The sequence below is a fragment of the Paraburkholderia tagetis genome (assembly GCF_022213065.1).
Taxonomy (GTDB): Bacteria; Pseudomonadota; Gammaproteobacteria; order Burkholderiales; family Burkholderiaceae; genus Paraburkholderia; species Paraburkholderia tagetis.
In genome coordinates this window covers 1-19,982 of the sequence record NZ_JAKLJA010000067.1, presented here as the reverse complement: position 1 = coordinate 19,982, position 19,982 = coordinate 1, and the positions used below count along the sequence as shown (strand labels likewise).

Genomic DNA, 19,982 nt, shown 5'->3' with positions numbered 1-19,982 from the left:
CTCGCATTCGATAGGGTCGAAGGGGAACTCATCTGAGCCATTGTAATGATTCAGCCTGATCAGCTCGGCAAAAATCGGCCAACATGAGACGGTCGCCGGAAGGCGGGCCTGGACATTCGAACGTCATTGGCACATTCGAAAGCGGACGCCCAATTGCAGTGTCAGTGCATTCGGTTGCATGTGGACTGCGGGCGCCGATGCAGCATTGGAGAATGCCTCCTGCCAGGTTAAATAGCTGGCGAGCGATAGAATCTGGGCTTATGAACGCGACTTCCAAATGACCCTCGACGGAGCTTTTTTACATCGTCCAACATTTCGCATGACCATATCTAGCCTATGTCGAGAAAACATATTTTCGCCACGCTCGTGTGCGCCGCGTTATTCGCAGATAGCACGACAGTAACTGCGGAGCAAAGGCCGGTACCACCGGGGCCAGTGATCATGGTCCATTTCGATTACTACCCGAAGGATCGCGCGCAAGTGCACGCTCTGGAGCATCGGCTTGAGAGTGTGATTAAGCGCGCAAACGCTGGCGAGCTCGGCGAGAGCGAATTACACGTTGATGGTAACGATGGCTATCTGTACATGTACGGTCCCGACCCCGATCGGCTCTACGCCGTAACGAGTTCAATTATGAAGTCGTCCAAGCTACTGAAAAACGCGGAAGTTACGAAGCATTATGGCTCTCGTGACGAAACGTTTGTTATGGGACGAGATAGAGGGCAATGAGTGCACAGCCGGACTCGTAAGGCGGTCCTTCAGCAGGCGCGATATTTCTTGATCGACCCCACGCATGGCATTCACACAGGCCATCAGCCTCTTTTCCGCGGCCCGGCACGCTTCGCGTCAACTTGTATCTGAACCTTGCCATCGCCTGTCGTGCGGCTCTTCACATGATCGATGAACGCGCGCAGCTTCGGCATGATCTGCCGACGGCCTGGATAGCAGAGAAAGACCCCCGGCATCACCGGCGCGTACGACTCCAGCACGTGGACCAGATTTCCCGCTTTCAACCGGTCAGCGGTCAGCGGCTCAGGTAGCTGGGCAAGGGCAAGGCCCAGGCCTTCTATCGCCGCACCAAGCATGGTGGGAAAGTCACTGGCGATGAGTGGGCCGGCTACGGCAATCTCGATTGCCTGGCCGTTGTCGTTGAACGACCATAGCGCGAGCGCGCCGTTGGATCGCCGCCATCGCAAGCATGCGTGCTGGCGCAGATCGTCCGGACGCTCAGGCCGGCCGCGCTCCGCGAGGTAGACAGGACTACCAACGACAACGAGACGAAACGGTGGCGTCATCGGCACCGCGACCATGTCGGCGTCAACGAACTGGCCCAGCCGGATGCCGGCGTCGAATCCTTCCGCCGCAAGATCGACCAGCTCCTTGCTTGCTGCAATCTCCACCTCTACCTCGGGATAAGCCTTGCAGAAGGACGCAATCAATGGCTCGAGCAAGATCGGGACGATCGCGCGCGGCACTGAGAGTCGCAACAATCCGGCGGGCCGCTGTCCGAGTCCACGCGCCACCTCACTGGCGGCGACGAGTTCCTCGAAGGCAGGCTTCGCGCGCGAAAGAAACCGCTCGCCGGCTTCGGTCAGGCCAACGCTACGCGTGGTGCGTGTGAACAGCGCTGCGCCAATGCGCTCTTCGAGTACGCGCACTGCCTGGCTGATGGCCGACGGCGTCACCCCGAGTTCCGCCGCCGCCCTGCGAAAACTGCGATGCCTGGCCACGCTCAGGAACGCCTCCACGCCATCGAGTGCGCCCTGCCTGACTGTGAAGTTCTGCTTCATAGCCCTTCAACATTGTGATGAATAGTCGCCCACGCAAAACGATGGTACACCTGGCACCAGTCATTCAGGAGTGGGAGTATTGCAATGTCTGATGCACTTGATGGCGCGCGCGAACACTATCGTGCAACCGGCCTGACCGAGCGGATGAAGACCGCGCTCACGGTCTTTGGTCCGGAGGATCAGCCGCTCACACCGCAGCAACTGGCCGCCCTCGACCACTTTCACACGCGTGGACTTGCTGCCACTGCCGATCTTGGCCAGCTGGCCGGAATCACCGCTGACATGTCGGTGCTGGACGTGGGTTCGGGCGTTGGCGGGCCGGCCCGTTTTCTGGCCGCAACCTGGGGCTGCCGGGTTACCGGTATTGACCTCAGCGAGCCATTCGTGGATGCCGCACGCTATCTCACCCAGCGAACAAGGCAGAGCGAACAGGTGTCATTCCACACCGGCAGCGCCCTGGATCTTCCCTTCGACGGCAACTGTTTCGACGCCGTATTGCTGCAGCACGTGGCGATGAACATCCCCGAGCGCGCACGGCTATACCGGGAGATCCGTCGCGTACTGAAACCAGGCGGCAGGTTCGCGACGTTCGACGTAGTCGCGAACGGCAGCGACCCGTACTACCCCGTTCCGTGGGCGCGAACGCCGGCAACGAGCTTTCTTCTCACGGCCGCTGCAACGCGCGAGGCGATCGAACACGCAGGTTTCCGCACACTGGCCTGGCAAAACGACACCGACGCCGCAAAGGCCTGGTTCACCCAACTGCGTGCGTCAGGGCCTCCGCCCTCGCCCAATCTCGGCGTGGTGATGGGGCCGGACTTCGCAGAACTTGCCGCCAACCTGGGGCGAAATCTCCTGGAAGACCGACTGGGCATTCTCACCGCGGTGTTCGAGGCCGCATCCACGAAGACACGCATTCACGAGGAGAACCGGTGATGAACGCCACCCCTATTTCAACCGGCATCGTCCCGCCGCGCCCCGCCTGGCGCATCCTGCTCTGGCTCGTCCCGTTGACGGCCCTTTGGGTTGCGTTGATCTACTGGCAGCCGGGCATCCCGAGCAGCGGATTTCAAACCACGGCACACCAGCTGATCGCCCAAGGGTTTATCGCGCTCGGCTTGTGGCTCGGCCTCGAAAGCACGGACCTGACGCCGGGCCAACGCCGCACGACCTGGCTTGTGATTTTCATCCCACACACGCTTTGGTTCGCGATCGTCTGGAGCGCGGCGATCCATGGTGTCTTTCGCCTGAGCGGCTCACCGCCACCGGTGCCCTTGCTGCCAATGGCGATCTTCCTGCCGGTGATGATTGGCGCGCCGCTGCTGCTGTTGTCGAGGCGGGTGGGCAAGGTGCTCGACGCAATGCCGGCGACCTGGCTCGTCGCGCTTCAGTTTTACCGGGTGTTCGGCAGTTGGGTGCTTGCTGCCTGGCTGCATGGGGTGGTGCCCGGCGTGTTCGCGTTGCCGGCGGGCATTGGCGATGTGCTGACCGGCCTGTTCGCCCTGCCGGCGGCAATCGCCTTGGCGAGCGGTACGGCTGAAGGGCGCAAGGCGGCGATCGCCTGGAACATTTTGGGCCTCGCCGATTTTGCCGTCGCGATTATTTTGGGGCTGATCACTGCGCCGGGCCGGTTTCAGTTGATTGTTCCGAATGTGCCGACCATTAACGCCGGCCTTTATCCGTACGTGCTGACCCCGGCTTTCGTGGTGCCAAGCTCGATCCTGCTGCACGCGCTGTCGCTGCGCCAGTTGATCCGACAAAGCGCCGCCTGATCCCCTTCCTTTTGGTTCCAACGCCAGACGACACCTGAGCGGAGGCGACATGGCAACGCAACTTCTCTTCCAGTTGCATCTCGTTCTGGGCTACGTTGCCTGGCTACTTTGCTTCGGCGTCTACGTCTGGCCCAGGCTCAAGTCGATGGACCCATTCGAAGCCCAACGCCGTATTCGCCGCTACGTGTGCGGCGTCGCACACTGTGCCCAGCAAGTTTCGGTCGTGATCCATTGAGTTAACCTAGTATTGGGGTCTCGTGGCTTAGCCCGACGGCATTGACGATGCGAAAAATCCATGCCGGCAAATGGGCGACGACCTGCTGCGGTGTCGGGGCTCCCACCACGCAGAGATGGCGTGCCACGAGTCGGCATCGCCAACCTCGAAGGGACATTCGCCATGAACTTTATTATTCAATGGAGCGGTGAGCCGGCAATGCAGCAGGCTGCGATTGAGCGCTTCATGAAAACAGGCGGTCGGCCACCTGACAACATCACGGTGTTGGGACGCTGGCATGCAGCGGGCGAGTTTAGGGGCGTTGCAATCGTTGAAGCGCCGGACGCCAGCGCGGTCGCGGCGATGGTGATGGAATGGAGTGATATTTTCTCTTTCAGAATAGCTCCCGCACTAACTGACGAAGAGCTCGGCGCTGTTATTGGTGCTCGACAGGGAGCGGCAAACTAAAAATCCGCAAGCGTCGGATGGTTGGACCTGCAGCGCGTCGGGGGGCGCGCTCAGGATATGTTCATGTCATGTCATGCCTTGCCGTCGATCGGATGTATCGGCGCCTGGAGGTCATCCATGGAAACCCACAAAGCGACGGCATACCCGGCGATGTTTGCAAGGCAGTCAGGTGCTTACGGCTGGTAGATTTCCAACATCTGATCTCACCTGTGGCATCGCGCCAGCTGTGGCTCGACGACGTCGAACTGATGTCGTGCCCGTGTCGCGCGGCCGGCTTAAGCCATGACCGGCATCCGGACTCGATGCATGCATGGGTTGAGTCAGCCGATTGAGATGGGACGGAGCCGTGACTACCCACAAGCTGAGGGTTCGCACACTCGCGTTCTGCGCGGCCCTCACGTTACTGGGCTGCGGCGCGGCATTGGCAGACGAAGTCAACGTCATGATGTCGGGCTGGTTTGCGCCTGCGTATCGCGAACTGAAACGGGATCCCATGCTGGCACTCGATTCGCGCTCGCCCCGCGCACCGCTACCCCCAACGGTGAAACTGCGCGTGGTGCGGCCTACTCAGGTCGCGCTAACGAAAAGATCAGCGAGGCAATCGATGAGAGTGAACCAGCCAGCGCGCATAGAGCTGCCCGGGCAAGTCGTACTCGTCTTTCAGGGGGGTGGCGCGTTGGGCGCGTATCAGCTTGGTGTCTACCAGGCGATGGACGAAGCGGGCATACAGCCGGACTGGGTAATCGGCACCTCCATTGGCGCGATCAACGCAGCGTTGATCGCGGGGAATCCACCGGAGCGCCGGTTTCGACGGCTGGCGGAATTCTGGAACCAGGTGACCGACCGCACCCGCCTGGACGTGCCTGCCGCCTGGCCTGGCTGGGACAAAATCTTTTCAAAGTGGATGATCATCGGCGGTGGCATCGAGGGATTCTTCCAGCCCAATCCGGCCTCCTGGCTCGGGCCGCTCGCCAGGCTCGGCGTGGATCGAGCGTCGTATTACCTGATTGCGCCGTTGCGCGATACGCTTTGTTCGCTGGTCGACTTCGATCTGCTGAACGCCGGTAATCCGCGACTGACCGTGGGAGCCGTTCACGCCTGCACGGGCGCGATGCGCTACTTCGACTCGCGCGACCAACGGCTGAATGCCTCGCACATCATGAGTTCGGGCGCGTTGCCGCCCGCGTTCCCGGCCGTGCGGATAGACGGAGAACCGTATTGGGACGGCGGCGTCTATTCCAACACCCCGGTCGAAGTGGTGCTGGATGACAAGCCCCGCAAGAGTTCGGTCATCTTCTCGGTACAGGTGTGGAACCCGATCGGCCCTGAGCCGGAAAGCATATGGCAGATCTCGGAGCGGCAAAAGGACATCCAGTACGCCAGTCGCACCGACAGTCACATCGCGCGTCAGCAGCAGATACACCGTCTGCGCCATGTGATCCGGGAACTGGTTAATCGCTTGCCGGAAGCCGAGCGCGCTTCATCTGAAGTCCAGGCGCTTGCCGCCTGGGGGTGCCAGACCACCATGCGCATGATCAAGCTTGCTGCGCCCCGCCTGGAAGGGGACGACCAGTTGAAGGATATCGATTTCACCCCAGCCGGCATTGCTTCCCGACAGCGCGCGGGCTATGAAGCAGCAATGCGGGCCATTGCCGCGCGCCCGTGGGAGGCACCGATGGACCCAGTAGAAGGACTGACCGTCTACAACGCGGACGAATACATAACGGGTGAAAGACGCGTTTGACGCCTACTTCAGCAGGCTGCTGAGACTCTTCAGGGAAATACCCGTTGCCAGCCAGGACGAATGACTGCTTGCCCGTGCAAGGAGCCGTCGACCTGTCGGTATGTCGAAAGACCGCTCAGGGTCGAAAGTGTGAGTTCGCTCGTGCGGGAAGCTGACGTTCGGCTGCGCGATGCGGCCACCGTCAGCAATCCGCCGCATTGCTGACGTGGAACCCAGCGCGCCTCTATGTCCGCAATGGCGACCAAGCGCGCGTTAAGAACCCTGGCGGGTTTCGGAGTGGAGTAGCCGTTCGATCGCCCACTGTATGGCTCAGGCGAGCGGCAGCAAGTGGTCGCTACCAGCCCTCCCGCCCCAAGCCCCCCCAAAAAAAACCGCCTGACCCAGAGCCTCAATCCGGTTCAGGCGGCCTTCAACAACATCTCCAGCGTCCAACGCTAGCTACTAGCTAACCAGCCAATTCAAGCCTGCCGATAATAAAGATTCTGTGGATGCCGCGCCTCAGCGAAGAAAAACCACCGCTCGGCCACGAGCCCTGCATACTGAATCACCACCGCAGCGCACAGCAAAACCAACGAAGCCCCCACCGGCCGCACATTCGCGCCAAACGCCACGAGCACGAACGGCACGGCAAACGCCGCAACGAGAAAGGTCCACTTGATCCGCTGGAGCGTCGCCGGCGTCTTGCCGTGGAAGAACTCGCGCAGATTGAACGCGCCGGCCGTGAACCCGCGCGACTTCTGCTCCACGCGTGCATTGCGAATGCCAGTTGCGCTCTGCACCGTCGATTTAGGCCGCAACCGTGCATTGCGCACAAGCGAGGCCACACGCGAAGCACATCCGCCCAACGTCAGCAGACAGGCCAGCACCGCGAGCGGCCCAACCAGCCCAGGCGCGAGCCACGCAGCGCACGCAGTCGCAAGCGTGAACCCCGAAGCGCAGCCAAGCAGCGCGAAATTGATGAGCGTGAGCGGCGTCGCCCACTCCTGGAGAAAGCGCAGGCACGCGTAGATCATGCCCGTGCAGACGAACAGCAACCCGCTCGCCACCACGGCAACAGCGCCAATCGCGAGCGTCCAGGGCGACCCGACCACGTGCGCCATGCCATAGGCAAACGTGCAAGCGAGAAACAGCGGCAGACACAGGCATTCGCGCGAAAGCCACGACGTGCGCCACATCGCAATGGCGCGCCACGCGCGCTCAGGATGGCCGAGATGGAGGAACGACGCAGCGAGGCCCGCCGCGCCGAGCACGCACGAGAGCGCCGCCCCGACCACATAAAAAAGCTGTGGCACCGCCGCCCCGTCGACGACGCCGAGTTGCCCCGCCGCCTCCACGCCCACGAGCGCGATCAGCAAGCCTTGCGCCGCGCCGATCAAGGTGGTGAGAAACACCACGGAAAATGCCGGATTCATGTTGGTTCCTTTCTCGCGTGGAGGTTTTTAGTGCGCCGGGGTACGCGACGCAATCGAAGCGAGATGCAACTCGCCGCGTTCGGCCTGCGATTCGATGGAATCCGGTGCATCGTCGGCGGCCCCGCCCTTGCACGAACACGATCCGCTGCCGCACGACGACACGGTCTGGCGCGGCAAATAGTGATTGGAAGGCCGCGTGCCCCACTCGGGCATCAGCTGATAGCCGCCGCGTTCGCGAATCGCCTTCGACACCACGGAGTCCGGGTCGTGTATATCGCCGAACAGACGCGCCGAGGTCGGGCACGCGAGCACGCAGGCGGGCTTGCGATCGCGCTCGAGCAGCGCTTCGTTATTGATGCGGTCGGAGCACAGCGTGCACTTCGTCATCTCCTTGCGCTCTTCGTCCAGTTCGCGCGCGCCATAGGGGCAGGCCCACGAGCAGTACTTGCAGCCGATGCAGCGGTCGTAGTCGACCAGCACGAGGCCGTCTTCCTTGCGCTTGTAGCTGGCCCCGGTCGGACAGACCGGCACGCAGGGCGGGTCTTCGCAGTGCAGGCACGACTTCGGAAAATGAATCGTGTCGGTGAGCGGGTACGCGCCGGCCTCGAAGGTCTGCACGCGATTGAAAAACGTGCCGGAGGGATCCTCGTCGTAGGGCCGAATGTCCGAGAGACTGCCCGCCTCTCCCGAGGTGTTCCACTCCTTGCAGCTCGTCACGCACGCGTGGCAGCCCACGCACACGTTCAGATCGATTACGAGCGCCATCTGTGTCATAGCGTGCTCCTCAACTCAATTGTTTTGCGTGGTTTTGCGCAGCCGCCGGGCGAATTCGCCGCGTCCCGCGAAATAGGTCTGCACGACGCGCTGAAGCATCGCGGCCGGCCCCGTGCCGGTCACGCCGGGCAAGGCCCGCATTGGCGCGAACTGCGGCAGCGTGTGATCGGCGTCGTGCTCGGCGGGATAGATGCGCACCCGCACGTCGTACCACGCAGCCTGGCCCGTGATGGGATCGGAGTTCGATACGCGTGCGGTGCGCTGGGCTTCTTGTTGCGCTTGCGGCCGCGCCTCGGGTATCTCGTCCGAAATCAGGTGATTGAGCAGGAAGCCGCGCTGCGATTCGTTCGCGTCCGGGCCGAGATTCCATGCACCCGCCGCCTTGCCGATCGCATTCCACGTCCACACCGTGCCCGGCTCCACGGCTTCGCTATAGCGCGCCATGCAACGCACTTTGCCCCATTGCGATTCCACGTAGATCCACGCGCCGTCCTCGATGCCTTGCGCGGCGGCCGTTCCCGGATTCATGTATAGATAGTTCTCCCCATGAATCTGGCGCAGCCAGGCGTTCTGCGAATCCCACGAGTGATACATCGCCATCGGGCGCTGCGTGAGCGCCGCGAGAGGGTACTTCGCGTGATCGGTGGCGGCGTGTTCGAGCGGCTCGTGGTAGAACGGCAGCGGATCGAAATACCGTTCCACGCGCGCGCGCAAATGATCTGGCGGCTGGCGTCCTTTCGTCTTCCCCTGGGCAGCGAGGCGGAACTTCTGCATCACGTCCGAATAGAGCGCGATCACAATTGGTTCGTTGAACTTGCGAAAACCCTTTTCGACGGCGAAGTCCAGATACGGCCCGTTGCAGTTGCGCATGTATTGCAGCGTCTCGGGCAACGTGTAGTGATAGACGCAGTTGTTCTTCGCGTATTCCTCCCACTGGCGCGGATTGGGCTCGCCCACCAGCGCGTCCTTGCCGTCCTTGCCGCGCCAGCCAATCAGAAAGCCCACGCCCGAGCCCGGTGCTGTCTGGTGATTGACGATGAAGTCGGGATAGTCGCGGAACTTGCGCTTGCCTTCCGGCGTCGTGAAGGCCGGCAGCTTCAGGCGGCTCCCGAGCTCGACCAGCACTTCCTGGAAGGGCTTGCACTCGCCCGTGGGCGGCACGACCGGCACGCGCACGGAGTCCACCGGCCCATCGAACTCGGAGATCGGGCGATCGAGCATCGACATCGCGTCGTGGCGTTCGAGGTACGTCGTATCGGGCAGAATCAAATCGGCAAATGCCGTCATCTCCGACTGGAATGCATCGCATACGACGATGAACGGGATCTTGTACTCGCCGTTCGCGTGCTTGTCCGCCAGCATCTTGCGGACTTCCACGGTATTCATCGACGAATTCCACGCCATGTTCGCCATGAAGATCATTAGCGTGTCGATCGGGTACGGGTCGCCGCGCCATGCGTTCGTGATCACGCTGTGCATGAGGCCGTGCACGGCGAGCGGATACTCCCACGAGAACGCCTTGTCGATGCGCACCGGGCCGCCGCGTTCGTCGATGAACAGATCCTCGGGCGCGGCGGGCCAGCCGAGCGGGCCGTTGGCGAGCGGCGTGTTCGGCTTGACGTCTTCGGGCTTGTTGGGCGGTTTCGCCGATGGCGGCACCGCGCGCGGATACGGCGACTTGTGACGAAAGCCGCCCGGCCGGTCGATCGTGCCCATCAGCGACATCAGCACGGCCAGCCCGCGTATCGACTGGAAGCCGTTCGAATGCGCCGCGAGGCCGCGCATCGCGTGAAACGCGATTGGCACGCCCGTCACGGTTTCGTGTGTTTCGCCCCACGCGTCGGTCCACTGGATCGGCAGCGTGATCTTCTGGTCGCGCGCTACGTCAGCCATTTCGCGCGCGAGCCGGCGGATCGTATCGGCGGGAATGCCGGTGATTTCAGCGGCCCATTCGGGCGTGCTGTCGGCCATGCGCTCGCGCAGCAACGTAAACGATGGCGCGACGGTCGTGCCGTCCTCGAGCGTATAGCGCCCTTCCAGCGCCGGGCGCGCGCCGGGCGTATGGTGCGGCACGGCACGCTGCGTATTCAGGTCCCACCACATGTGGTTCTGCGGGAACAGCGCGTTGCGCTCCTCGGCCTCGGGGTTATGCACGAAGAGGCCATAGGCATCGCTTTCCACACGAACGTCGAGCAATTCCGCGCCGTTCGTATAACGCGCGACGAATTCGTGGTCGTAGGCTTTGGCTTCAATCAACTCATGCATGAGCGCCATGAAGAGCGCGCCGTCCGTGCCGGGACGGATGGGCACCCATTCGTCCGCAATGGCCGCGTAGCCGGTGCGCACCGGATTGATGGCGATAAAGCGGCCGCCCGCGCGCTTGAACTTCGAGAGCGCAATCTTCAGCGGATTCGAGTGATGGTCCTCGGCCGTGCCGATCATGAAGAACAGCTTCGCGCGATCGAGGTCGGGGCCGCCGAATTCCCAGAACGAGCCGCCCATCGTATAGATCATGCCGGCCGCCATGTTGGCCGAGCAGAATCCGCCGTGTGCTGCGTAATTAGGCGTGCCGAACTGTTTGGCGAACAGGCCGGTGAGCGCCTGCATCTGGTCGCGGCCCGTGAAGAGCGCGAACTGTTTCGGGTCGGTCGCGCGCAGGTGGGCGAGGCGCTTTTCGAGCACGTCGAACGCCACGTCCCACGAGACCGGTTCGAACTGCGCGGTGCCGCGTTCGGCGTCGCGCTTGCGCATGAGCGGCTGCGTGAGCCGTGCAGGCGAGTACTGCTTCATGATGCCCGACGAGCCCTTCGCGCAGATCACCCCCTGATTGAGCGGGTGCTCGGGGTTGCCGTCGATGTAGCGAACCTCGCCGTCGCGCATGTGGACGCGGATACCGCATCGGCAAGCGCACATATAGCAGGTCGTCGTCTTGACTTCGAGCTGCTCGTTTTGGGTGCGGGCCTTGTGCTCCATCGTTCCTCCGAGTCCGCCTGCGATGGGGCGGTTTTTGTGTGTGCCCTCCAATCGTATAAACCCAGCCAACATAATAAAAGTCGCGATTGGCGATCTGTTCTATCGGCTGGACTTATGGTTTGTGATTTAGCCGGCGCTGAGGGGTGCTGGGACGGGTGCTCGGGCCGATCGAGCGCGCGCCGTATGTGCCGGCGCACGCCCGGCGCATTCGCCCTCATTCGCCCTCATTCACCTTCATTCTCCAATAGGCCGCTGCACCGAAAGCTTGTTGCTCACCGATTTCACGCCGGGCACGGTCTTCGCCACGGCCACCACGGTATCGATCTGGGCGGCCTCCGCGACCGTTCCGTTGAGCGTCACGGCGCCGTCGCGCGCCACCACGCTGATGCTGCCGGCATCGATCTCCTTGTGCTTCGCCAGCGCGGCGTACACCTTGCGGCTCAGCGCGCGATTGGCCTTTCTCACCTCCCTCGCCGTGGATGCGGCAGGCGCCGCCGATGCCCCCGCCGTCTCGCCACCCTGCGCGCGGACGTCGGCATAAACGCTCCCGAGCAGCGCGACAATCGAAGCCGCCAGACAAATGTGCAGGAATCCTTTTTTATTCATGGAAACGCTCCAGTTAGCCGAACCGCGAGATCAGAAGGTGTGACGAATGCCGAGCATCGCCGCCGTGGTCGAGACGCCGGGCGCGACAGGCACGCCGTAGGTAATCGACTGGTTCATCGTGCCGTGATTCGCAACGTATCCCACTTGGGCATAGAGCAGGGTCCGCTTGGACACGCCATATTCCGCGCCGAGCGCGTATTCGCTCGAATGGTTCGACGAATTGTTGCGGTCCTTCAGATAATAGAAACCCGATGTGACTTTAAAGAAAGGCGTGAACTGGTAGCCGAGCCCGCCCGAGATCATTTCATAGTGGGCTTGCCCCAGATTCGACGGATTCTCGCCGATGCCATACGAAGCCGATACGGAAAGCGAGTGGAACGTGTATTTGGCGCCAAAATAATAGAGCCGGTTGTTATCGAGCCCGGTGGCGGGCACATTGGCTGCCCGATTCGTATCGTGCGCGTTGTAGTAAACCGCAGCAAGATTCAGGCCGTAGTTCGAATACTTGAGCACGGCCGACTCGCGCGTGCCGCCCTGGATTTGCCCCGGCACACCGCCCGGCGCATATTCGAGCGCGGCGGACACGCCGTAGAACTTCGGCGACTGATAGACGATCGCGTTGCTGTCGTACAGCGCGCCAATCGGCACATTCGTGTTCGTGCCGGCCCATTTCGCTGCCTGGTTCACCCCGAGCCACGCGCTCAGAATACTGCCGAAGTACTGCGCGGCGCGCACGTCGGTTTCGGCCATCGCGTAGATCATGGGCGTGTATTGGAGCCCCGCGTCGATCGAGCCGAATGGCCCCGAAACGCCAATGGTCGTCTGCTGGTTGAATACGGCCGTGCCGCCGGTCGTGTCGGAGAGCCCGAGTTTGCCGCTGCCGCTGTTGAACACGCCTTGCAGCCGGAAATTGACCTTGTAGCCGCCGCCGATGTCCTCGGTTCCCCTGATGCCCCAGAAGCTCGCGTAGATGCCCGCGTCCTTCAACGCAAAGACGTGGCCCAGATTCTTCGCGTTCGACGCGAACGATGCGGCCGCCGTGCTTTGATAGAACAGGCCGGTATCGATGGCGCCGTACAGCGTCACCGACGATTGCGCGTGCGCCGCGCCAGCCGTGACCGCGAGTATGGCCACGACGCTCAACTTCCGTTTCATGCTGTCTCCTCCGAACTATTGTCAAGGCCGCTGCTTGCTTTTCGGGCCCACTGTCTTCCTTCTATTCAACGGCTTGCTGCTTTGTGGTTGTTGTACTTTTTGTGCTTCAGTGCGCTCACTGCCGGCTATTGGCTTATTGGCTATTGGCTATTGGCTATTGCCAGTAGCTCAGATCTCGCACTGCCCCTGCGCCATGCGCTCCAGGTCGCCGCCATAGCGGCGCTTTCCGAGCACGAACAGCAGCGCCGCCACGAGCGACGCAAACGGAATCCATTCCAGCGCCACGTGCAGCCCCATGCGGTCGGCGATCATGCCCGTGAGCACGGGGCCAGCGGCGAGACCCAGCAGGTTGTTGGCGAGCGCCCAGAGCGCCATGGCCGTCGCATGGATCGAGGGCGGCGTAAGCTCGGCCACCAGTGCGCCGGTGGGGCCACACACGCCCGAGGCCATGAACATGCCGGCGCCGATCAGCGCGAGTTGCAGCGGCCCCGGCGGCAGACGGAACGCCGTGGCGAGCGCCGCGAACACCAGCACGCAATACGTCACCGCCATCGTCCATTTGCGGGCCGGGCTGCGGCGGCTGATGCGGTCGGTCAGCACCCCGCAGACGATCATGCCGATGCCGGAGATCAGCACGAAGCCGGCCGCCAGCACGCTCGCGCGGTCGAGCCGCATCGCATAGGTGCGCACGAGATAGCTCGGCAGCCAGGCGAACATCGCGCCCGGCAGGATCAGTTGCAGGCCGCAGCCCACATAGCCGAAGCCCACCGATTTCGAGGCGAACAGCGCCTGTGCGAGGCCGCGCGGCGTGAAGCGGGGCCGCGCCGCGCGGGCGGCGGCACGTGCGCGCTCGGGCGCGAGGCGCCGTTCGGTCACCACGAGACGGTAGATCACGGAGAGCACGAGGCCGAACACCGCCATCGTGGCGAACGACCAGCGCCAGCCGAAATGCGCGGCGACGATGCCGCTCAGGGCCATGCCCAGCATGGAGCCGAACGCCCCGCCCGCGAGGAACGAGCCCGAGAGCGTGGCGCGCAGGTGCGCCGGAAACACGCTGAGCACGACCGCGAGGCCAACGCTGCCGTATGCCGCCTCGCCCACGCCCACGAAGAAGCGCGCCGTGAACATCTGCCCGTAGCTCGCGGACACCGCGCAGCCGAGCGTGGCGATGCTCCACAGCACGGCCATCAGAATGAGGCTGCGCACGCGGCCCCAGCGGTCGGCGAGCAGCGAGAACGGAAAGGTCAGGACACCTACCATCACCGAGACGATGCTGCTCAGCGAACCCAACTGGGTATCGGTGAGCATCCATTCGGCCTTGAGCAGGGGGAAAACGGCGTTGAGCACCTGGCGCGACATGTAGTCGGCGAGCAGCAGCCCGAAGGTCAACGCAAACACGGACCAGGCATAGGCCCGGGATACGGACGGTGCGCCCGCGTCGGCGTCGCCGAGCGTGGCAGTCGCTTGCATTCCCACTTTCGTCTCCTTGAATATTTGTTGGCGCTGCGTTCGTGTCAGGCGTCGCGGCGCATCAGGCTGAAGCTCTGGCCGGTCGGCCCCGGCTCGGGCTGCGCCGCGAGGAACAGCGCCAGCGGCGCGACGTCCTCGGGCGACTTGGCCCACTCGCCTTCGAAGGTGTTGCGCGCCATCTGCGCGCCGGTCATCTCGGTGACCACGGGACCCGGAATCAGTTGATTGACGCTGATGCCGTGCGGCGCCAGTTCCTGGGCGAGCACGCGCGTGAGCATCCAGAGCCCGGCCTTCGAGCACGCATAATCGGAGACGCCCGCGATGCCGCGCTGCCCGAGGCCCGACCCCACCGCGATGATCCTGCCCGCGCCGCGCCGTTTGAGCGCGGGCGTCGCCGCCTTCGCGCAGTGATAGGCGCCAATCAGGTTCACCTCGATCGTCGTGCGCCACGCGTGCGGGTCGCTCGCCTCCACGGTCTGCTGCGCGCCGCCCACGCCCGCATTGATCACGACGATGTCGAGCCCGCCGAACGCCTCCTCGGCCTCGCCCACCATGCGCTCGACGCTGGCGAGGTCGGCCACGTCCGTGCTCACGGCAATCGCGCGGCCACCTTCGGCGACGATTTGCGCCGCGCTCTCCTGCACCTGCCCCAGCGAGCGCGCCGCGCAGCACACCGCCGCGCCCTGGCGCGCGTAGGCGAGCGCAATGGCCCGGCCGATGCCTCTGCCCGCGCCGGTCACGATTGCGACCTTGCCGCGTAGCTGAGATTCTTGCGTCTGCATGTTTGTCTCCGAACAGGTTTTTTTATTGAATGCTCTGCGGGGCGCGTCAGCCGGTCTGTGCGGCCGCCTGCGTTTCCTTCACTCGCGCTCGCAGCACCGCGCGCAAGTCCTCGCCGTATCCGGTCAGCGCGCCGCCATCGACGGCGAGCAGTTGCCCCGTGATGAGATCGGCGCGATCGCTGGCGAGGAACGACACCGCCTCGCCGATATCCGTGGGCGCGCAGAAGCGCCCGAGCGGCACGACACGCTCGACGATCGCCGCGCGCCGCTCGGGCGTCGCGTAGCTTTCGATGGCGGGGGTGAGGATGCCGCCGGGGCACACGGCGTTGACGTTGATGCGCAGGTCCGCGAGCTCCCACGCGAGATGGCGCGTGAGCCCCGTGACCGCATGCTTCGAAGCGGTGTATTCGACGCTGCTGAAGAACGCCATGCGCATGCCCGCAATCGAGTCGATGTTGACGATCTTGCCCTTGCCGGCCGCGGTCATGGCGGGCAGCACTGCCTGGCAGCAGAACAGAATGCCCTTGGCGTTCACGTCCATCACGCGGTCCCAGTTTTCTTCGGTGACGTCGCGCATGAACGAAGCCGTGCCGCCCACACCCGCGTTGTTCACGAGGATGTCGATGGCGCCGAACGCCGCCTGGCTTTGCTCGGCCATGGCTTGCGCATCGGCCTTCTTCGCGACGTCCGCGCAGATCGCCACGGCCTGTGCGCCGGACGATGCGAGCGCCGCCGCCACGCGCTGCGCGGCGGCGAAATCGCGGTCCACCACCGCGACCTGCGCGCCCTCGCGCGCCAGCACGCGCGCGATGCCCTCGCCGGCGCCACGGCCGGCTCCGGTGACGATTGCTGCCTTGCCTTTCAGCTCCATCGCGTTCTCCTCGCGAAAGTGCAGGGGGTTCGGCGCCCGCTTGCGCGCCATGAAGCCAGGCGCGCAAGCGGGCGTGAGTCAGACTTCAGACTTCAGTCGCGGCGCGCCGCTCGAGCGCGGCGATCAGATCGTCGGCGCCGGGCCATTCGCCAAATCCGCTGGCCGGATTCAGATGGCCGACGTTGCCGAGATCGACCACTTCGCTGCGCCACGCGCGCGCGAGTTCGAGCACGCGCTCGTAGCGCGCGAGCGGGTCGTTGTGGCTCGCCGCCACGATCGACGCGAACGGCAGCGGCGCGCGCGGCACCGGCAGCCATCCGCTCGCGTCGAGCGCGTCGAGCGTCGGATAGCCTTCGGGCATCGCCGCATCGAAATCGGGCGGCGCCGCCAGCAGCGCCCCCGCGATCGAACGCGCATAGCGCTGCGCCCAGTGCGCGACCATCACACAGCCGCCGCTATGCGCCACGATAATCACGGGCGCGTCGATGCCCGCGATCACGGCTTCGATGGCCTCGACGCGCGCCGCGCAATCGAGATCGTCGCGGCCCATCGGCGGCACGGCAGCCACCGGCCGGTTCTGCGCGCGCAGGCGCGCTTCGAGCAGCGTCTGCCAGTGCTGCGCGACGTGGTCGCGCAACCCCGGAACGATGACGACGACAGGTTCGCGGCGCGCCATGATCAAGCCGCCGACTTCACGAGACCGAGACCCGCCGGCTTGCGGTTCGGCACATAGCCGTTGGCGGCCAGCGTTTCGTCGGCGTCCTTATAGAAGGTGCCGATGCGGTAGATCTCGCGCGCTTGCCTGCCCGACGCGATCTCGCGCCCAAGCTCGCGCGCCACGCGCACGCACTGCTCGATTTGCTGCACCGAGGTCATGCGCTTGCCGTGCTGGTCGATGATCGTGTCCTCGATGCCGCAGCGCGGGTGCAAGCCCATCGCCATCGCCATCATGTTGAACGGCAGCACGTTCTTGAGCAGCGACTCGGCCGTGAACGTGCAGCCCTCGGGCGCGCGGTGCACGAAGTTGAAGAAGTTGAACGGGTTCGGGCCGTCGAAGCCGCCGCCGATGCCGATCCACGTGAGGTTCACCGGGCCGCGATACGCGCCCTTGCGAATGAGGCGTTCGAGCGTTTCCAGCGCATGAATGCCGGTCAACTGGAAATGCGGCTGGATGCCCGAAGCGTGCAGGCGGCGCAGATGCTCCTCGAGCCACTGCGGGCCGGCGGGCACCGTCATTTCGCTATAGGCGGCCTGCAGCATCGGGTTCGCGAGCGACGTCCCCTCGAGATACTCGGGGTAGAGCAACTCCATGATGTTCATCTGCGTGGTGTTGATCGCCACGGTCACCTGATCGGGCTTCGGTTCGAGTTCCGCGAGCATGTGGCGCGTGTCGTCCGAAAGCCACTTTGCCGCCTGGCCGTCGTCTTCGGGCGCGAACGAGATCGAACCGCCCACCTGGATGATCATGTCCGGCACCGCCGCGCGCACGCCGGCAATCAGCTCGTTGAACTTCGAGAGGCGCTTGGAGCCCTTGCCGTCCAGTTCGCGCACGTGCAGATGCAGCACGGTCGCGCCCGCGTTGTAGCAGTCCACGGCCTTCTGGATCTGCGCTTCCATCGTGACGGGAATGTCCTCGGGGAAGTCTGCCGGCATCCATTCGGGGCCATACGGCGCAACCGTGATGACGACCTTCTCCATGTTCTCCGGGTGCAGCGAATCGTCGAGAAATTGCATGTCTTCCTCCAGTGTCGGTTTCTGATATGGGTCGATGCGCCCGCCACGCGGCGGGCCGACCGCTCAATACGGCACGTCGCCGATGATTCCCGCGCGCTCCATCTTGCGGTGGCACGGCGGGTAGTCCATGACTGCGTAATGCTGCGTGCTGCGGTTGTCCCAGATCGCCACGCTGCCCGGCTGCCAGCGCCAGCGCACCTGGTACTCGGGGATATACGCCTGGCTGATGAGGTATTGCAGAAGCTGCCCCGCGCCCGGGTTGCCGTCCTGGCCGTAGCGCACGCGCGCGGGCGTGTGGTAGTTCACGAAGTGCGTGGTGAAGCCGTTCACGAACAGCACTTTCTCGCCCGTCTCGGGGTGCGTGCGCACGACCGGATGCTCGGCGTCCGGGTACTGGGCCTTCAGCGCGAGACGCTTCTCGATCGGCATCACGGCGCCGAAGCTCGACTGGATGCTGTGGCTCGCGCGCAGGTCCGCGATCTGCGCCTTCACTTGCTCGGGCAAGTTCTCGTAGGCCAGCACCATGTTGGCCCACATGGTGTCGCCGCCCACCGGCGGGCATTCCAGGCAATGCAGCACCGCGCCCATCGGCGGGGCCGCGCGCCAGGTGGCGTCGGTGTGCCACGCGTTCTCGTAGCGGTCGTTGGGATGCTCGGGCGTCTTGTAGATCTGCACGAGGCCCGGATGATCGGGGTGGCTGCCCGCCACCGGATGATCCTCCAGTTCTCCGAATCGTCTGGCGAAAGCCACGTGCTCGGCGCGCGTGAGCTGCTGGTCGCGCAGGAACACCACCTTGTGCTTGAGCAGCGCCGCCTTGATCGCCTCGAACAGGCCGTCGTCGTGCACCGCGTCGCCGAGGCGCACGCCCACCAGTTCCGCGCCAATCGCACAGGTCAATGGCTCGACTTTCATGATGGGCGGCCTCAGATCGTAAAGACGGAGGAACCCGTCGTCTTGCGCGACTCGATATCGCGGTGCGCCTGCACGGCGTCCTGCAACGCGTAGCGCTGGTTGATCTCGATCTTGATGCGCCCCGCCGCGACGAGGCCGAAGACCTCCTCGGCAAGCGCGGCCTTCTCGGCGGGATCGGCGATGTAGTCGGCGAGCGCCGGGCGCGTGACGTAGAGCGAACCCTTCATCGCGAGGATCTGCGGCTCGAATGCGGGCGCCTTGCCCGAAGCCGTGCCCACGCATACGAGCAGGCCGCGGCGCTTGAGCGAGTCGAGCGACATCGCGAAGGTGTCCTGGCCGACGCTGTCGTAGACCACGGACACACCCACGCCATCGGTCAATTCGCGCACGCGCTTCGCGACATCTTCGCTGCGATAGAGGATCACGTGATCGCAACCGTGGGCGCGGGCTACCGCCGCCTTCTCCTCGGTCGACACCGTGCCGATCACCTTCAGCCCGAGCAGCTTCGCCCACTGGCAGACGATCAGGCCCACGCCGCCCGCCGCCGCATGCACGAGGATCGTCTCGCCGGCTTGCAGCGGCCAGATGCGGCGCATGAGATAGGCCGAAGTGAGGCCGCGCATCGTCATGGCCGCCGCCGTTTCGCAGGCGATGGCGTCGGGCAGCTTGATGAGCGGCGCGGCCGAAATCAGCCGCTCGGTGCTATAGGCGCCCAGCGTGTTGATGAAGCCGGTATAGGTGACGCGGTCGCCGGGCGCGACATGGGTCACGTCCGCGCCCACCGCCTCCACCACGCCGGCGGCTTCCACGCCCATGCCGGCCGGCAGCGGCACCGGATAGAGGCCGCTGCGGAAATACGTGTCCGCGAAATTCAGGCCGACCGCTTCGTGTCGCAGCCGCACCTGGCCTGGGCCGGGCATGCCCACGTCCACTTCCTCCCAGCGCATCACTTCCGGCGCACCGGTTTCGTGGAACCTGATCGCATGTGCCATCTTTCTGTCTCCTGGTTGTTCGTGCTACAGCAGCATCGTGTGTAAGTTCATCGTAGGACGGGGCTGGGCTCAATGCGCCCTCCTTTCAGGAGGGGGAGGCCAGCTTGCTTGGGTGGGTTCTGGTTTTTCGTGGGGTCTGCTTTGTCGCGTTTTCTGGTTTTTCGCGTTTCCTGGTTTTCGTGTCGGTCTATTAGCGTTGCCCCTGTGCGGGGCGGCACCTACTTTTCTTTGCAGCGGCAAAGAAAAGCAACCGTATTGGAAGTCAAGCGTCGCGGGTGTTCCAGGGAGTTGAATTGTGGATCATGGCGTTAAG

Annotated in this window: 19 protein-coding genes; 6 read left to right on the top strand and 13 right to left on the bottom strand. The window is 64.1% G+C overall.

Annotation, left to right across the window (positions count from 1 at the left end):
* The first annotated feature begins 441 nt into the window (after positions 1 to 441).
* Positions 442 to 729 (top strand): hypothetical protein, encoded by a 288-nt coding sequence (locus tag L5014_RS35955; protein WP_238468640.1) that lies wholly within the window; start codon positions 442 to 444, stop codon positions 727 to 729.
* Between the two features lie 83 nt (positions 730 to 812).
* Here L5014_RS35955 and L5014_RS35950 read toward each other — a convergent pair whose 3' ends face one another.
* Positions 813 to 1,790, bottom strand: coding sequence for a LysR family transcriptional regulator (locus L5014_RS35950; protein ID WP_238468639.1), 978 nt, complete (start codon positions 1,788 to 1,790; stop codon positions 813 to 815).
* An 84-nt stretch (positions 1,791 to 1,874) separates the two neighbouring features.
* On the opposite strand from L5014_RS35950, the gene L5014_RS35945 reads away from it, so the two are divergent.
* The 5 genes from L5014_RS35945 to L5014_RS35925 all read left to right on the top strand — a co-directional run bounded on the left by L5014_RS35945 (position 1,875) and on the right by L5014_RS35925 (position 5,988).
* Complete coding sequence (locus tag L5014_RS35945) at positions 1,875 to 2,726, top strand: class I SAM-dependent methyltransferase (protein ID WP_238468638.1); 852 nt, start codon at positions 1,875 to 1,877, stop codon at positions 2,724 to 2,726.
* Complete coding sequence (locus L5014_RS35940) at positions 2,726 to 3,562, top strand: MFS transporter (RefSeq protein WP_238468637.1); 837 nt, start codon at positions 2,726 to 2,728, stop codon at positions 3,560 to 3,562. Before L5014_RS35945 ends, L5014_RS35940 begins: the two co-directional genes overlap by 1 nt.
* 49 nt (positions 3,563 to 3,611) lie before the next feature.
* Positions 3,612 to 3,797, top strand: a complete 186-nt coding sequence (locus L5014_RS35935) for a hypothetical protein (RefSeq protein ID WP_238468636.1) — start codon at positions 3,612 to 3,614, stop codon at positions 3,795 to 3,797.
* A gap of 162 nt (positions 3,798 to 3,959) precedes the next feature.
* Positions 3,960 to 4,244 (top strand): DUF3303 domain-containing protein, encoded by a 285-nt coding sequence (locus L5014_RS35930; protein ID WP_238468635.1) that lies wholly within the window; start codon positions 3,960 to 3,962, stop codon positions 4,242 to 4,244.
* Between the two features lie 604 nt (positions 4,245 to 4,848).
* On the top strand, positions 4,849 to 5,988 hold the full coding sequence (locus tag L5014_RS35925) for a patatin-like phospholipase family protein (RefSeq protein ID WP_238468650.1): 1,140 nt from the start codon (positions 4,849 to 4,851) through the stop codon (positions 5,986 to 5,988).
* A 458-nt stretch (positions 5,989 to 6,446) separates the two neighbouring features.
* Here L5014_RS35925 and L5014_RS35920 read toward each other — a convergent pair whose 3' ends face one another.
* The 12 genes from L5014_RS35920 to L5014_RS35865 all read right to left on the bottom strand — a co-directional run bounded on the left by L5014_RS35920 (position 6,447) and on the right by L5014_RS35865 (position 19,669).
* Complete coding sequence (locus L5014_RS35920) at positions 6,447 to 7,400, bottom strand: dimethyl sulfoxide reductase anchor subunit family protein (protein WP_238468634.1); 954 nt, start codon at positions 7,398 to 7,400, stop codon at positions 6,447 to 6,449.
* A 27-nt stretch (positions 7,401 to 7,427) separates the two neighbouring features.
* Positions 7,428 to 8,174, bottom strand: a complete 747-nt coding sequence (locus L5014_RS35915; RefSeq protein ID WP_238468633.1) for a 4Fe-4S dicluster domain-containing protein — start codon at positions 8,172 to 8,174, stop codon at positions 7,428 to 7,430.
* Between the two features lie 15 nt (positions 8,175 to 8,189).
* The gene (locus tag L5014_RS35910) at positions 8,190 to 11,147 is read right to left on the bottom strand and encodes a molybdopterin oxidoreductase family protein (protein ID WP_238468632.1); all 2,958 of its coding nucleotides are present in this window, start codon (positions 11,145 to 11,147) and stop codon (positions 8,190 to 8,192) included.
* Between the two features lie 234 nt (positions 11,148 to 11,381).
* Positions 11,382 to 11,753: a BON domain-containing protein gene (locus L5014_RS35905; RefSeq protein ID WP_238468631.1), complete on the bottom strand. Its 372-nt coding sequence runs from the start codon at positions 11,751 to 11,753 to the stop codon at positions 11,382 to 11,384.
* A gap of 30 nt (positions 11,754 to 11,783) precedes the next feature.
* On the bottom strand, positions 11,784 to 12,908 hold the full coding sequence (locus tag L5014_RS35900) for a porin (RefSeq protein WP_238468630.1): 1,125 nt from the start codon (positions 12,906 to 12,908) through the stop codon (positions 11,784 to 11,786).
* A 168-nt stretch (positions 12,909 to 13,076) separates the two neighbouring features.
* Positions 13,077 to 14,378, bottom strand: a complete 1,302-nt coding sequence (locus L5014_RS35895) for an MFS transporter (protein WP_238468629.1) — start codon at positions 14,376 to 14,378, stop codon at positions 13,077 to 13,079.
* Between the two features lie 44 nt (positions 14,379 to 14,422).
* A complete protein-coding gene (locus L5014_RS35890) occupies positions 14,423 to 15,160 on the bottom strand; it encodes an SDR family NAD(P)-dependent oxidoreductase (protein ID WP_238468628.1) in 738 nt (245 codons plus the stop codon).
* A gap of 46 nt (positions 15,161 to 15,206) precedes the next feature.
* A complete protein-coding gene (locus L5014_RS35885) occupies positions 15,207 to 16,031 on the bottom strand; it encodes an SDR family NAD(P)-dependent oxidoreductase (protein WP_238468627.1) in 825 nt (274 codons plus the stop codon).
* A gap of 85 nt (positions 16,032 to 16,116) precedes the next feature.
* Positions 16,117 to 16,707: an RBBP9/YdeN family alpha/beta hydrolase gene (locus L5014_RS35880; RefSeq protein WP_238468626.1), complete on the bottom strand. Its 591-nt coding sequence runs from the start codon at positions 16,705 to 16,707 to the stop codon at positions 16,117 to 16,119.
* Between the two features lie 2 nt (positions 16,708 to 16,709).
* Positions 16,710 to 17,765 (bottom strand): beta-keto acid cleavage family enzyme, encoded by a 1,056-nt coding sequence (locus tag L5014_RS35875; RefSeq protein ID WP_238468625.1) that lies wholly within the window; start codon positions 17,763 to 17,765, stop codon positions 16,710 to 16,712.
* 63 nt (positions 17,766 to 17,828) lie between these two features.
* On the bottom strand, positions 17,829 to 18,677 hold the full coding sequence (locus tag L5014_RS35870) for a TauD/TfdA dioxygenase family protein (RefSeq protein ID WP_238468624.1): 849 nt from the start codon (positions 18,675 to 18,677) through the stop codon (positions 17,829 to 17,831).
* Positions 18,678 to 18,688: 11 nt separating this feature from the next.
* Complete coding sequence (locus tag L5014_RS35865) at positions 18,689 to 19,669, bottom strand: quinone oxidoreductase family protein (protein ID WP_238468623.1); 981 nt, start codon at positions 19,667 to 19,669, stop codon at positions 18,689 to 18,691.
* Between the last annotated feature and the right edge of the window lie 313 nt (positions 19,670 to 19,982).